General features: G+C 36.4%; 12 protein-coding genes. 9 read left to right on the plus strand and 3 right to left on the minus strand.

The annotated features are described in order from the left end of the window. Nucleotides 1-170: 170 nt before the first annotated feature. Nucleotides 171-1619 (minus strand): NERD domain-containing protein, encoded by a 1449-nt coding sequence (locus tag OCV96_RS16980; RefSeq protein WP_227732493.1) that lies wholly within the window; start codon nt 1617-1619, stop codon nt 171-173. A gap of 265 nt (nt 1620-1884) precedes the next feature. On the opposite strand from OCV96_RS16980, the gene OCV96_RS16985 reads away from it, so the two are divergent. From OCV96_RS16985 to OCV96_RS17010, 6 genes are all read left to right on the plus strand, one after another. Continuing rightward, complete coding sequence (locus OCV96_RS16985; RefSeq protein WP_227732491.1) at nt 1885-2103, plus strand: helix-turn-helix domain-containing protein; 219 nt, start codon at nt 1885-1887, stop codon at nt 2101-2103. Continuing rightward, a complete protein-coding gene (locus OCV96_RS16990) occupies nt 2104-2598 on the plus strand; it encodes a hypothetical protein (RefSeq protein WP_227732490.1) in 495 nt (164 codons plus the stop codon). 23 nt (nt 2599-2621) lie between these two features. Beyond that, entirely contained in the window at nt 2622-4433 is a 1812-nt protein-coding gene (locus OCV96_RS16995; protein WP_227732488.1) for a GmrSD restriction endonuclease domain-containing protein, read from the plus strand. Between the two features lie 67 nt (nt 4434-4500). Next, on the plus strand, nt 4501-7770 hold the full coding sequence (gene hsdR / locus OCV96_RS17000; RefSeq protein ID WP_262595020.1) for a type I restriction-modification system endonuclease: 3270 nt from the start codon (nt 4501-4503) through the stop codon (nt 7768-7770). Further along, on the plus strand, nt 7767-9197 hold the full coding sequence (locus tag OCV96_RS17005) for a class I SAM-dependent DNA methyltransferase (RefSeq protein ID WP_227732485.1): 1431 nt from the start codon (nt 7767-7769) through the stop codon (nt 9195-9197). The genes hsdR and OCV96_RS17005 overlap by 4 nt, the downstream gene beginning before the upstream one ends. Further along, nucleotides 9197-10765, plus strand: a complete 1569-nt coding sequence (locus OCV96_RS17010; protein ID WP_262595022.1) for a restriction endonuclease subunit S — start codon at nt 9197-9199, stop codon at nt 10763-10765. The genes OCV96_RS17005 and OCV96_RS17010 overlap by 1 nt, the downstream gene beginning before the upstream one ends. On the opposite strand, the gene OCV96_RS17015 is transcribed toward OCV96_RS17010, so the two are convergent. Then, nucleotides 10758-11291 carry a restriction endonuclease subunit S gene (locus OCV96_RS17015; RefSeq protein ID WP_262595023.1) on the minus strand — a complete coding sequence of 178 codons (534 nt, stop codon included), beginning with the start codon at nt 11289-11291 and terminating at the stop codon, nt 10758-10760. The genes OCV96_RS17010 and OCV96_RS17015 overlap by 8 nt on opposite strands. A 160-nt stretch (nt 11292-11451) precedes the next feature. Here OCV96_RS17015 and OCV96_RS17020 point away from each other — a divergent pair, with 160 nt between their 5' ends. Beyond that, entirely contained in the window at nt 11452-12255 is an 804-nt protein-coding gene (locus OCV96_RS17020) for a tyrosine-type recombinase/integrase (protein ID WP_227732475.1), read from the plus strand. On the opposite strand, the gene OCV96_RS17025 is transcribed toward OCV96_RS17020, so the two are convergent. Next, a complete protein-coding gene (locus tag OCV96_RS17025; protein ID WP_262595024.1) occupies nt 12245-13522 on the minus strand; it encodes a restriction endonuclease subunit S in 1278 nt (425 codons plus the stop codon). The two genes, OCV96_RS17020 and OCV96_RS17025, sit on opposite strands and share 11 nt — an antisense overlap. A gap of 230 nt (nt 13523-13752) precedes the next feature. On the opposite strand from OCV96_RS17025, the gene OCV96_RS17030 reads away from it, so the two are divergent. Both OCV96_RS17030 and OCV96_RS17035 read left to right on the plus strand, forming a co-directional pair. Then, the gene (locus OCV96_RS17030) at nt 13753-14679 is read left to right on the plus strand and encodes a ParM/StbA family protein (RefSeq protein ID WP_227733983.1); all 927 of its coding nucleotides are present in this window, start codon (nt 13753-13755) and stop codon (nt 14677-14679) included. 87 nt (nt 14680-14766) lie between these two features. Continuing rightward, the gene (locus OCV96_RS17035) at nt 14767-15111 is read left to right on the plus strand and encodes a hypothetical protein (protein WP_227733984.1); all 345 of its coding nucleotides are present in this window, start codon (nt 14767-14769) and stop codon (nt 15109-15111) included. Nucleotides 15112-15204 lie beyond the last annotated feature (93 nt).

Below are 15204 nucleotides of genomic sequence, written 5' to 3' on the forward strand. Positions count from 1 at the left end.
CTTCCCGAGGAATGCCGGAAACCACGCCGCTCATAAAAGCGGCGTTAAATTTAAGGGTAGGCGCAGGATTTGACGTTTACAATAAAAAACTGGGTGTAATAAAAACAAAAGGTATACGTTAAATAACGGAGAGGGATAAGTCTTAAATGGCTTATCCCTTTTTGCAAATATTATGAGAAGTGTTTTTTAACTTGATTTATGAAATTATGGTCACCATATTTTTTGGCGATATTTAGAATATCTGATTTTGAATAATATGATAATGTGTATTTAGTAGTAGTTTCTTTGTGCTTTTCTAGCAAAGTAGCCGATTGTCCGTCAAAACCACCTAATGACCAGATTTGAAACTCATATGTTCTTTGAGGGTAAGTGTTTTGTAGCCATTTCCTAAATGTTGGTACAATTTCAGATAACCATTTTTGGACATATTTAAATGATAACGAGGATTTTGTTGCTTTACACTCAATAATAATAACTTTATTGTCTTTGCATACAAGAACATCAATTTCGTTTTGGGTTCCTCTATCATTGGGGATAAGCTTGTTCATTTCAATATATGACACGCCTAGTTTGTTATAGAAGGAACCAACCATGTATTCAAATAAGTCTCCCATTGCATTATTAAATCGTCCTTCGTTTTTGGCAATGTTTTCAAGTAGTAAGTCAATTTTTGAGGCATCTTTTAGTAAGATGGCGGTTGCATTTTGAAAAACATTATATATATCGGAGAGAAGGCTAGTATAGTTGTTGTCATATATATTAGAGAGTATTCCGACAAATATTTTCTGTTCTTTCAATAGTCTTAATGCATCGGGTTCAACATTATTAACAAGTAATACGGGAAAGAAGTTTGGAGCATTTTTAAAATGTCGTATTATATTTATTTTTCCAATAAAATAAGTAATATCAGAAACGGAAATCGTATCTTTATAAATGACATCAGCAATTAAAAAGCCAGGTTTTTGTTCTAACTGATTATATATTGGCTGTACATATGAAGGGCATGTTGCGTTCCATTGAAAATGGGAGAACTCAGCAATATTGGGAAAGATGGTGGCTGAATTATAAGCAATTAAGTTCAATTTCGCAGCCCATGAAATAAAATCACTTACAATTATTTTACATATTCTGTTATGGCTATTATAGTGTGTAAGATCGAATGTGCTTCCAGAATATGAACCATTTAAAATGTAGTATTCGGTGTCATATTCATAAATTATTTCAGCTGTTAATAAATCAGCTATGTTTCTTGAAAACAGACGATGTCCTTTGGTTTTCTTGATGGGTGAATTGGAATAAATTGCAAATGAGTTTTTGGATATAATTCCATAATTGTTTTCTAAGGCAATTAATAAAGGGGCTATAGTGGAAGAATGTTTCTTTAGCGAAGAATACAGCATTTTTTTGTAACTAGATGTATTATATTGTTCTTCCAAATAGCAAAAGATTTGATTCTTTTCGAATGGAAAATATTTAATTTTTTGAATGGGTGAGCGGGCGCGAGATATTGCTTTCCTTGCGGCCTCATTACTAGCATTGTATTTCTTTTCATATTTTTTGGCTAAATCCCCAGAAAGCATAGGGCCATATTGCTTTAATAGAATTTCAATACGATTCATTTTTACTTTTCTCCTAATATGTCACACGACACTATTTATAATATATAATATATTTGTCACCTATATTAACACATAAACAACGTGAAATAAAGGATTTTTAGGTATATGATGTCACAGTATATTTATTTTGATTGAACTTATGTCTTTTGTTGAAAAAACTATTGAGATTTGCAAACTTCAATTTCTGATTGAGAAACACGGCAAAAAGTGCTATAATATTATGCAGTATAAATGTCAGATTGTTCATCAAAATTGGAGGATTAAAATGGCGGTTAACTATGATAAATTATGGCGTATCTTAAATGAGCGTGGGATGATGAAAACAGAGCTTATAAGAGAGGCTAAAATCAGTACAAATGCAATGGCAAAGCTTGGCAGAAATGAAGATGTACGTGTAGGGATATTAGAAAAGATTTGTTTGGCACTGGATTGTAAGATGGATGATATTTTGGATATTGTGCCAGAAAGTAAGGAGAATAAGTAAATGCATAAATTTATTGAAATACCCATATATGCGTTAGATAAAAGTACATTACGTGTAAGGTATGAAAAATATGTAGATACATTACGTCGAGAGGTTTTTCCAGACATAATAGAAGAAACGTTCCAAAGATGTTTAGAAATTGAAACTTATCCTAAAAGAGTGTGGGAGTATAATCATATAGTTGGTTATGTTGTTATTGGTTATGAATTTGGTGATATATCGTTCAAACTATATCTCCCTACACCGCAAAAACAAAGGTATATGTGGAGAACTTCTAAAAAGACCTTTTTGTATGATGTACATTCGAACGGCACACATTTCCGGGTGAATGAAAGCATGTGTAATGAAGACATTCAATACGAGATAGCGGATATGTTGGATTCAATCATAAAAGAACAGGTGCCGAAGAAGTATTATGTAGATAGACAAGCTTTTGATAATATAAACAGTAAGATTGATTATTTGAAAATTATTAACGAAGTCGATAATAAATAGATTTAAGTATCGAGGTTATACATATGACAGGCGAAAAGTTTACATTAATGCAATACTCAGTTAGTGCAATCCTTGGTTTGATTGATGCAGAGGATTTTGTTATTCCTGAAATTCAGAGACCATTTGTGTGGAAGAGAAGTCAGGTAAGAGATTTAATTGACTCATTGTACAATGGTTATCCAACCGGATATATTATTACTTGGAAAAATCCCGATGTTAAGACAAAGGATGGCGGTAAAGCAAATGGAAAAAAAGTGCTGATTGATGGTCAGCAAAGAGTTACTGCATTAATGGCTGCTATTGCCGGAAAAGAAGTTTTAGATGATGACTTTAACAAGGACAGAATAAAGATAGCATTTAATCTTTTGGCGGAGGATGAGACAAAGAGTTTTGCTGTGCAGGATGCGTCTCATTTAAAGGATAAGCGTTGGATACCGGATATTTCAGTTGTGTTTGATACTGAATTTGATTCTTTTGATTTTGCAATGAAATATTGCGAAGTGAATGAAGGTATAAAACCCAATGAAGTGAATAAGGCTGTAACTGCATTGAAGGGAATTGCCAATCGTCAGATAGGTGTTATTGAATTGGATGCGGCTTTGGATATTGACGAAGTTACAGAAATCTTTATCCGTATTAATTCTAAAGGTACAGCTCTTAGCCAGTCGGACTTCGTAATGTCTAAAATGGCAGCAGATACAATTCATTCAGGTAGCCTCATGAGAAAGACTGTGGATTATTTCTGTCATTTGGCGGTAAAACCGGATTTCTATTCACAGCTAACACATGATGCGGAATTCCAGGCTTCTAAATATGCGGATAAAATAAAATGGTTAGCAAAAGATTATGATGATATCTACGATCCGGATTATGGAGATATGCTTAGAGTATCATTTATGCATCAGTTTAGAAGAGGTAAATTAGCAGATTTGGTTAGTTTGCTCTCAGGACGAGATTTTGTTACGAAGGAATTTAGAGAAGATATTGTAGAAGAGTCTTATGGAAAATTGGACGCGGGTATTATGAATTTTATCAACCAGTACAATTTTTCTCAGTTTGTTATGGCAATTAAGGGTGCCGGGTATGTATCGAGCAAGCTCCTTAATTCAAGGATGACATTGGACTTTGTCTATACATTGTATCTGATGTTGTTAGATGACCCAGCAATTCCCAATGTACAGATAAAGAGATATGTGCAGAAATGGTTTGTTCTTTCAACCGTGACTTCAAGATATATTGGTTCACCGGAAACACAGATGGACCGTGATATGAGAACTATTGGTGAGAAAGGATTTATAACATTTTTAGCAGATGTTGAAGCATCAGCACTTTCAGAAACTTTCTGGACAGTTACATTGCCTCAGAATTTGGAAACATCATCTGTTAACAGTCCGGCGTTTAATACATTTTTAGCAGCACAGATTAATATGAACTGTAATTCTATGTTGATGAACGGTACGAAAGTTGCAGATTTAATTACTATTTCCGGGGATGTGCATCATATATTCCCGCGCAGTTATCTGAAAAATAATGGCGTGGATAATAAGACGAAATATAACCAGGTTGCGAATTACATATACCTTGATACACAGGTAAATAAAGCAATTAGTGATGATGCGCCGAATGTATATTTTGGAAAGGTTTTGAATCAGTGTGACGGTGGAAATATTGTACTTGGAAATATTGCAGACAGAGATTTGCTTGCAACAAACCTTGAGGAGAACTGTATTCCACAAAATATTATGAATATGACAGTTGAGAACTATGATGAATTTTTAACTGAAAGACGTAAAATGATGGCAGCGTTGATACAGAAGTATTATGAGAGGCTGTAAATTTTTTGTATACCAACTTCCGATAATAAGAATTATCAAGAAGTTTAACGAAGGATAGGAGGTAGTTATGGTTTCAAATTTTGAATTTTTGGAAAAAGATTTTCCAGTACTTGCAAACTTTGGAGAACTTGCAGAAAAGTACTGTTATTCAGATTCCAATTCATGCTTGATGAAATTGGGGATGATTGGTGAAACTATTGTAAATCTTATGTTTACATATGACAGAATCGCACTGCCACAGGATAATACTGCTGTGGCTAGAATTGATACCTTAGTCAGAGAAGGCCTTTTAACAAGAGATTTGGCTACCATATTGCATGGACTTAGAAAAGTCAGAAATAAGGCGGTACACGAGAACTATTCTTCGGTAACAGATAGTAAGAATTTCCTGCTTATGGCATATGGCATGTGTGAGTGGTTTATGCAGACTTATGGGGATTGGAGTTATACCCATAAGGATTTTGTTATGCCAGAAGAAAATGTAATGATAGTTTCCGTGGATAAGGAGGCAGAAGAAAAGAAAGAAGCAGAACTTGCAAAGCAGGCTGAAGAAAATGCGGCAAATGCTCCAAAAGTTGCTCGGGACGAACGTAAAAAGCAGGCAAATAAGGTTGCGAATCAGAGACCTAAGACAGAAGCTGAAACTCGCTTTTTAATTGATGAACAGTTACGAATGGTAGGTTGGGAAGCGGATACAGAAAATATTCGATATTCTAAGGGTGTAAGACCCACAAAGGGAAGAAAACTTGCTATCGCAGAATATCCTACCAATTCAACAGTTGGTAATCGTGGTTATGCGGATTATGCTCTTTTTATTGGTGAAAAATTAGTGGGCATTATAGAAGCAAAAGCAATTCATAAGGATATACCTTCTGTTATTGATTATCAGGGGAAAGATTATCCGAGATGCATCCGAGAAGAGGATGAAAAGTATGTTATAGGTAAATGGGGAGAGTTTAAGGTTCCGTTTACGTTTGCTACAAATGGCAGACCATATTTGGAACAGTATAGAACAAAATCCGGTATTTGGTTTTTGGATTTAAGAAAACCGGATAATTCACCTATGGCATTACATGGTTGGATGAGCCCTGATGGAATGGAAGAACTTCTTGCGGCTGATGTTGATAGTAGAAATAAGGAACTAAAAGAGATGCCGTATGATTTACTTACAGACAAGGACGGGTTAAATTTAAGACCATATCAGTTAAATGCAATTAAGGCGGCAGAGGAAGCTGTAATTAGCGGAAAACAGACTGCATTGCTGGCAATGGCAACAGGTACGGGCAAAACAAGAACGGTATTGGGTATGATTTATCGTTTCTTAAAAACAGAACGTTTCCGTCGTATTTTGTTCCTTGTTGACCGTACCGCTTTAGGCGAACAAGCGCAGGATGTATTCGAAGAAGTAAAGATGGAAGATCTTTTAACGCTTGATGATATTTACAATATTAAGGGCTTAGAAGATAAAACTATTGATAAAGAGACAAGAATTCATATATCAACAGTACAGGGAATGGTTAAGCGCATTATGTACAATAATGGTGAAACTATGCCTGCTGTGTCAGATTATGATTTACTCATAATAGACGAAGCGCATAGAGGATACATCCTTGATAAGGAAATGTGTGAGGATGAAGTTCTTTACAGAGATCAGAGAGAATATCAAAGTAAATACAGAGCTGTTATAGAATATTTTAATGCCATTAAAATTGCACTTACAGCCACACCAGCATTGCAGACAACAGAGATATTTGGTCAGCCGGTGTTTAAGTATACTTATAGAGAAGCGGTTATTGAGGGATACCTTGTAGACCATGACGCTCCACATGAATTAAAAACAAAATTGAGTTCGGAGGGCATTCATTATAAACAAGGAGAAACTGTGACAATATATGATCCTGTTACGGGAGAAATTACTAACAGTGAACTTATTGATGATGAATTGGATTTTGATGTGGATTCATTTAACAGACAGGTCATTACAGAACCTTTTAATAGAGCTGTTTTGGAAGAAATTGCAAAGAATATAGACCCGGAATCTCCGAGAGAACAGGGAAAGACTTTGATTTATGCGGTAAATGATGATCATGCAGATTTGATAGTTTCAATTCTCAAAGACATATATACGCAGTATGGTGTAGACAATGATGCTATTATGAAAATTACCGGTAGTGTTGCAAATGGAAATAAAAAGAAAATACAGGAAGCTATTAAGAGATTTAAGAATGAGGATTATCCATCAATAGTGGTTACTGTGGATTTGCTAACGACAGGTATTGATGTTCCGTCCATATCTACACTTGTATTTATGAGACGGGTAAAATCACGAATTCTTTTTGAGCAGATGTTGGGAAGAGCAACGCGTTTATGTAAGGAAATTCATAAAACACACTTTGAAATATATGACCCTGTTGGTGTATATGATGCACTTGAAGATGTAAGCACTATGAAACCGGTAGTGGCTAATCCGGCTACAACATTTACACAGTTGTTGGATAGTTTGCAGGGGATGGAAGATGAGGCTCATGTACAGAATCAGATTAATCAGGTAATTGCAAAATTACAGCGTAAAAAGAAGAATATTGATTCAAAAACAATGGAACACTTTATTGATATGTCTGGTGGTATGGATCCGACACAGTTTGTTGTGGATTTACAAAATAGAAAGCCGGAAGATGCAAAGAAACGTCTGCTTGCATATTATGATTTGTTCAAAATGCTACAAGAGAGCAAAATAAATGGTGGCAGACCTGTTGTAATTTCAGATAAAGAAGATGAATTGATTAGTCATACAAGAGGTTATGGAAATCAGGATGCCAGGCCAGAAGATTATTTGGATGCATTCTCAAATTATGTACAGACGAACATTAATGAAATTGCAGCTTTGAAAATTATATGTACAAGACCGCGCGAACTTACACGAGACAGTTTGAAATCTCTGTTGCTTACTTTGGATAGAGAAGGCTATACAGTGCAACAATTGAATACTGCTATTTCTCAGCTTACAAATGAGGAGATGGCAGCAGACATTATCAGCTTAATTCGCCGCTATGCAATTGGTTCTGTGCTAATTAGCCACGAGGCAAGAATCAGGAAAGCTGTCGATAGATTGCGTAAGGCACATACCTTTACTATGCAGGAACAAAACTGGATTAAGCGTATGGAAGATTATCTTTTGAATGAAGCGGTACTTAATGTGCAGGTTTTTGATGAAGATAGCCGTTTTAAGTCACAAGGTGGCTTTGCAAAGATAAATAAAGTATTTGGAAATAAATTAGAAAGCGTTGTTATAGAACTCAATGAGTATCTGTACGATGATGGAGGAAGAACTGCATGACAACACAGGAAATAGTATCAAAGCTATGGAATCTCTGTAATGTTTTAAGAGATGATGGTATAACATATCATCAATATGTAACGGAGCTTACATATATATTGTTCTTAAAAATGGCAAAAGAAACAGGAGCAGAATCTCAGATTCCGGAAGGATATCGCTGGGATGTTCTGAAAGCTAAAAGTGGTGTAGAACTGAAAAAGTTTTATAAAGAGTTATTAAATCATCTCGGCGAGAATTGTACCGGACGTGTGCGTGAGATTTATCAGGGTTCAGCAACTAATATAGATGAGCCTAAAAATCTTGAGAAGATTATTACAACTATTGATGGGCTCGATTGGTTTTCTGCTCGTGAAGAGGGATTGGGAAATCTCTATGAAGGTTTATTAGAGAAAAATGCGAATGAAAAGAAATCTGGTGCAGGTCAGTATTTTACACCGAGGGTTCTTATAGATGTAATGACAAGGTTGGTTAAACCACAACCGGGAGAACGGTGTAATGATCCTGCATGTGGTACATTTGGGTTTATGATTTCTGCAAGTCAGTATGTACGTGAAAATACAGATGATTTCTTTGAACTTGATGCCGATACCGCAAGATTTGAAAGAGAAGAAGCTTTTTCAGGGTGTGAACTTGTACATGATACACATAGGCTTGCATTAATGAATGCCATGCTACATGACATTGAGGGTGAAATAAAACTAGCAGATACATTGTCTAATGCTGGTAAAGAAATGAAAGGTTATGACGTGGTGCTTACAAATCCGCCTTTTGGAACTAAAAAAGGTGGAGAGCGTGCAACCAGAGATGACTTTACTTTTCCTACAAGCAATAAGCAATTGAACTTTTTACAACATATTTACAGAAGTTTAAATACTGATGGCAAGGCGAGAGCTGCAGTAGTTCTTCCGGATAATGTATTATTCGCAGATGGCGATGGTGAGCGTATTCGTAAGGACTTGATGGAAAAGTGTAATTTACATACAATCCTGCGACTTCCTACAGGTATTTTCTATGCCCAGGGTGTAAAAACAAATGTGCTTTTCTTCACAAGAGGAAAGACCGATAAGGATAATACAAAAGAAGTATGGATTTATGACCTTAGAAATGATATGCCTTCTTTTGGTAAGACCAATCCACTGAAAAAAGAGGATTTTGATGACTTCGTAGCTTGTTATGCGGATGGTGATTTATCAGCCCGTAAAGAAACATATAGTGAAGAAAATCCGAATGGCAGATGGAGAAAGTTCACTTATGAAGAAATTTTGGCAAGAGATAAGACAAGCCTTGATATTACTTGGATGAAGAGTGATACCGGAGCAGATGATTATACTCTGGCAGAGTTGTTGGAACAGATAAAAGAAAAATCAGCAAATATATCTAAGGCTGTAAACGAGCTTGAAGTACTTATAGGAGAGGTGGAAGAATAATGGATACAAAAGCATTAAGACAAAAAATTCTTGACCTTGCTATTCGTGGTAAATTAGTTCCACAAGATCCGAGTGATGAACCTGCATCTGTATTACTGGAGCGTATCCGTGAGCAGAAAAAGCAGATGGTAAAAGAAGGAAAACTGAAGGCTAAGGATATTAAGAATGATACAATTATCTTTGTGGGTGAGGATAATTTACATTATGAGAAGTTCCAGGATGGAAGCGTGAAATGTATCGAAGATGAGATTCCATTTGAGTTGCCGGAGGGGTGGGCTTGGTGCAGGTTGAATTCTATAGTAGATGTTCGTGATGGAACACATGATACTCCAACATATGTGGATAAGGGAATACCATTGATCACCAGTAAAAATCTTGTTGAAGGTGGTATTGATTATAGCAATGTAAAATATATATCAGAAAAAGATGCTATCAGTATAAATGATCGCTCCGGTGTAAATATTGGTGATATCCTATTTGCAATGATTGGAACAATTGGGAATCCATCTATGGTTACTGAAGATATTTTGATTTCAATAAAGAATGTTGCTTTATTCAAGTTTACATTTAGTAAGAATTTAAGCAATCATTTTGTAATGTATTTTCTTGATTATGCACAAGAAGATATGAAAAACAAGCCCTCTGGAGGATTACAACCATTTGTTTCTCTAAATTTTTTGAGAACATATTTAGTTCCCGTTCCACCTGTAGAAGAACAACAGAGAATAGTATCCATTCTTGCTGATAGTATTAATAAGATTCGCAACATAGATGTCCTTAAAAATGAACTTACAGCTTCTGTAAAAAAAGCAAAATCTAAAATCCTCGACCTTGCTATCCGTGGCAAGCTTGTACCTCAAGACCCGAATGACGAGCCAGCATCCGTACTCTTAGAACGTATTCGTGTGGAGAAAGAAGAACTGATAAAACAAGGTAAAATCAAGCGTGATAAGAAAGAATCCATCATCTTCCGAGGTGATGATAACTCTTATTATGAGAAGATAGGGGATGACATAGAAAATATTGATACAGAAATTCCTTTTAATCTTCCTGATAATTGGATATGGTGTAGGGGATGTTCATGCTTTTCTGGAATGGAAACCACCAAGCCTCAAGGTGAATTTTTTGATTATATTGATATCGATTCTATAGATAATAGGTTGCATTGCATAAAGAAAACAAAGCGCATTCCTGTAATAGAAGCACCTAGTCGAGCCAGCAGAGCAATTAACTCTGGAAGTGTGTTATTTTCGCTAGTCAGACCTTATCTTGAAAATATTGCACTAATAGAAGAAATACACAGCCATTCAATTGCATCGACAGGTTTTTATGTATGTAATTCCAATGGACTATTATTACCAGATTATATGTTTTATCTAATGATATCAAAGTATGTCGTGGATGGCTTAAATCAATATATGAAAGGTGATAATTCACCGTCAATTAGTAGAAACGATATCGAAAATTGGCTTTATCCTATACCACCAATTGATGAACAAAGAAGAATCTGCTATATTTTGAAAACTACTTTTGCTACAATAGAAAAATTGGAAGAGAGCCTTATTTGAGGCTCTTTTCCAACTTTGATATAAGTGAAAATGCATTATTTATCGATACCGCAATCCTTAATTGTTCTTCATATGGAGGAACCGGAACATACAATTCTTTCAAAGTGAGAGGTTTCAGTTCTTTTTGATTAGTGGAGCCTTCACCCTTCTTTTCAAGTTCGGATTGATTTGCTTTCATAAATGCAAACAAATAAAAGGCATGGATTTCTCGACTGGAACGGATAACTGTTACATGTGAATCTGGAACAATAGATAAGCTATTGTAATTATCCGTCGCACGATAAAATCCAACACGACCTAATGTACCTGTACCAGTGGAATTTATAACGATATCTCCGTCCTGCATGTATTCATCCTCTGGGTATTTATTCAAGGTACTTTCGTCTAAATAAAAGGCTAAACCAATATCAATACCATTATACTTCGTATTACACTTCTGCGCAAAAACAAGCGTCTCACTTTGCTCAATATACTTCGGTGATTTCCCTCGACGAATCTCCTTGCAACAACAATTTTCCAGTTGCATCCACTCCCACCTATCAGGTATCTCAAAAGGTAATTCCTCGTCTATACAACGTATTTCATCCCCTCTCTTCTCATAATAAGAGAAAACAGCATTCTTGACCGTATTATAATTCCAATTGACAAAGAATTTCGCTAACATTCATATCAATTGGAGGTACAGGATGAAACTATCATTTGAAGACTATTTAAAGAAGGAAAATCTATCACAGCATACGATTTCTGTATATTTATGGACAGTAGACTATTTTATATCCAATTACAAAGATTTTAATACCGAGAATCTTCATGCGTATAAAGGATATTTGATGGAATTTTTCAAACCTAAAACCGTAAACCTTAGGATACAAGCAATCAACAAGTATTTGGACTACATTGGAAAGGACAAATTACGATTAAGTGCAGTAAAAATTCAGCAGAAAACATTTTTAGAAAATGTTGTAAGTAACGCGGATTACACATTTTTAAAGAAACAGTTGAAAAAAGATGGTAATATGCAGTGGTACTTTGTTGTATGGTATTTAGGAGCTACCGGAGCAAGAGTAAGTGAACTTATCCGTATTAAAATCGAGCATGTTAATCTTGGATATTTTGACTTATACAGCAAAGGTGGCAAGCTACGCCGGTTATATATTCCAAAGAAGCTTAGGGAAGAAACACAGAAATGGTTATTAGAAGAACAACGTACAACTGGATATCTATTTTTAAATCGATTTGGTGAACGCATTACTACACGTGGCATATCACAACAATTAAAAAATTATGCTGATAAGTATGGTTTGGATTCTAAGGTAATCTACCCGCATTCATTTAGACATTTGTATGCAAAGAATTTCTTGGAAAAATACAATGATATTGCTTTGCTTGCGGACCTTATGGGACACGAAAGTATAGAAACAACAAGAATCTATTTAAGAAGGACCGCCACAGAGCAGCAGTCCTTGATTGATAAGATTGTTACATGGTAATGCTTTCTTCTATTTCATAAAGTGATGAAAGTAATGAAGATAATTGTTTTATAATTCGTTCTTGCTCCTCAATAGGTGGTATTGGTATATACACTTCTTTTAAATGTGTTGGTCCATAATGCTGTATGCAATTTCCAGTCTTCATACGATCAATCTGATTTAGGTAAGTATCCGAATTGGCAAAATATAAAAAATATTCTCGTATAAGGCTTTGGGTCATTTTAAATCTTATTTGGCCAGTGTATGGTATTGCCCCTACAGCTTCTGGACCGACAATAGAGGCTTTGCCTATAGAGGCACTTGTACACAATATTACATCTCCCAATTCAAGTTTAAAATGTTTCCATTTGTTTTCAACCATAACAGGGTCTAAATAATTACATCCGTCCAAAAGGACTTTATCAGATTGCAAACCAGAAATACGAATTAAAGGAATACCTTCATCTCTGAAATCTTTTTTTAGAATACCTGGACCTTCCTGAAATAATACTACCTCTGGCAATATAGCCCATATCCATCCATTTGGAACTTCATAAGGCAAATCATCATCAATACAAACAGCCTTTCCGTTTTTATAGCGATAATAAGAGTTATCATCACCTCGGAAGATAAAAGATTCCTTTTTATCACGCTTGATTTTGCCTTGCCTGATGAGTTCTTCCTTCTCGGCTCTTATGCGTTCAAGGAGCACAGACGCAGGCTCATCATTCGGGTCTGGCGGAACAAGTTTACCACGGATGGCGAGGTCAAGTATCTTGGATTTGGCGAGATTGATTATTTCTTGTAGTGAAGCCCTTTCTGATTCGATAACCGAAGCATATTTCAAAAGAGCATTGGCAGCAGGAACAATTCTTTTTTGTTCGTGTAGTGGTGGCAATGGTATGAAAAGTTCCTTTAATGATGTTCCATTACAGTTGGGCTGTCCCACACCAACAGATTTATCAGTTATCTGTTCCCAATAACAATAGCTATTGAAAAACTGGTATAAGTAGCTTGGTGAAATGCAATCAAATAATCTTATCCTGATAAGATATGAAGCGTATACAGATTCAAACGGCAATTCTGTTACAAGAAACGATTTACCGACAGTAGCACCTGTCCTTGCGAATACAATATCATCTTTTCTTAAAAGATAGTTCTCTGCATTCTCCACCGTTGTAAACGGAACATCTTTCCAATTTACTTTTCCGTCTTGAATATCTGTAATACGAAGTAAACGATGCGTTCCTTGTGCTTCGGCTGAATTGCTAAGACCATACTGAATCAAGGAGCTTAAATTGCCTAATCTCGTCCATTCCCACCCCTCCGGCACTTCAAACGGTATTTCTTCCTCGATACATTTTACGGTTCCATCGGCGAACTTCTCATAATGTAAATTATGAATTCAATTTTCTCTCAATTTCCACTCAATTTACATTCAATGTAGGTTGGGTGGATTTTTTATATTCTATACCTACAAAATAAAACGCCCGCAGGGCAGAAAGGCAGGTACAGAGTATGTACGAAGAAAATAATTCACAGGACAAGCCGGTTGTAATCGGCATTGATCATGGGTTTTCGTTTATGAAGACCAAACATCACATTTTTGGTAACGGAGTAGTGAGGTGTAACGGCAGACCACCGGTAGCAGAGAACGGATTTTATTATGATGGCAGTTATTACTGCATTGGTGGGGAGCGTAAGACAGTTCACGAGGATAAGACAGCGGATGAGGATTTCTTCCCTTTGAAGCTGGTAGCTGTAGCCAAGGAAATTAAGACAAGAGGACTGCCACGCACCTTGCATGTAGTGTTGGGTGTGGGAGTTCCTTTTAAGCGATTTGGCAAGGAACAGGCGAAGCTGGTAGCGTATTTGAAACGAAGTGGTCCACATTTTATTGAGTTTGAAGAGAAGGATTATGTCATAACAATTGAAAATGTATATTGTTTTCCGCAGTGTTTTGCGGCGGTGGCAGACCGTATGGGCAACATGCATGGACGATATATTGTAGCGGATATCGGTTCTTGGACCAAGGATATCATCTTTATTGACGAGAGAAAGGTGCAACCGGATAAATGCGTCACCGTACCCAACTCCATAATTACCCTGTTTCAGGAAATCAATGCGGCTGTTGCAGAGGCTACAGGTGGTAGAGTTCCGGAAAGTGTGGTGCAGAATTTCATACTTGGTAAGGATGTGGTAATTCCTGAGGATGTTAAAGAGATTATCATATCGAAGCTGAAAGCATTTGCAACGGATATAGAAGGTATGCTTGAAGAGAGTGGGTTTGACCTTGCCTATTACAACATTCTTTATGTAGGTGGCGGGGCAATCATTATGAGAAGATTTGGAAATGCAAGAGAAAATGCAGCTTATCTTGAGGATATCAGACTGAATGCCAAAGGCTATGAACTTCTGGCAACTCATCAGATGAATAAAAGGTAGGTCGGTATAATGCAGAAAACATAAGGCGGATGTCGCTGGACCATCAGGCTGAGTAATAAAGATTATGCACAGAAGGAAGTAATCCGGATGTTTGAATATTTACTGGCAACCAGTGATTATGCAACGGAATCTGATATTTTCCGGGAAGGCATTAAAAGCCTTTATCGGGAAAAGACAGAACCGGATAATGTTAAGGACTGGGACAATCGAATACAGGAATGTGCCCGCATTACAGCAGATAATGTGTTGGAACGAATGCAGACTATGTTGGATGCAACAGTGCGTAAAGGTGGTCTTGTGGCTGTGGCAGGAGCTGTTACAGATGCAGATGAACCGGAAGAAACAGATGTAGGTATGGCACCACCGGAGGCAGTTGAAGAACTGTCGGAAGAGGTGGATGATTTCTTAAGTGACTTCTTTGGTTATTTATAAAATATCTTGAGTATCGTCAAGGCTGACAAAGTGGCGTCAGGTAATCGCTTCTGGCGATTGGCTGTACGTCTGCTTGTCAGACGGTGGTGCATA

This window comes from Waltera acetigignens, assembly GCF_025567015.1.
Classification (GTDB): domain Bacteria; phylum Bacillota; class Clostridia; order Lachnospirales; family Lachnospiraceae; genus Acetatifactor; species Acetatifactor acetigignens.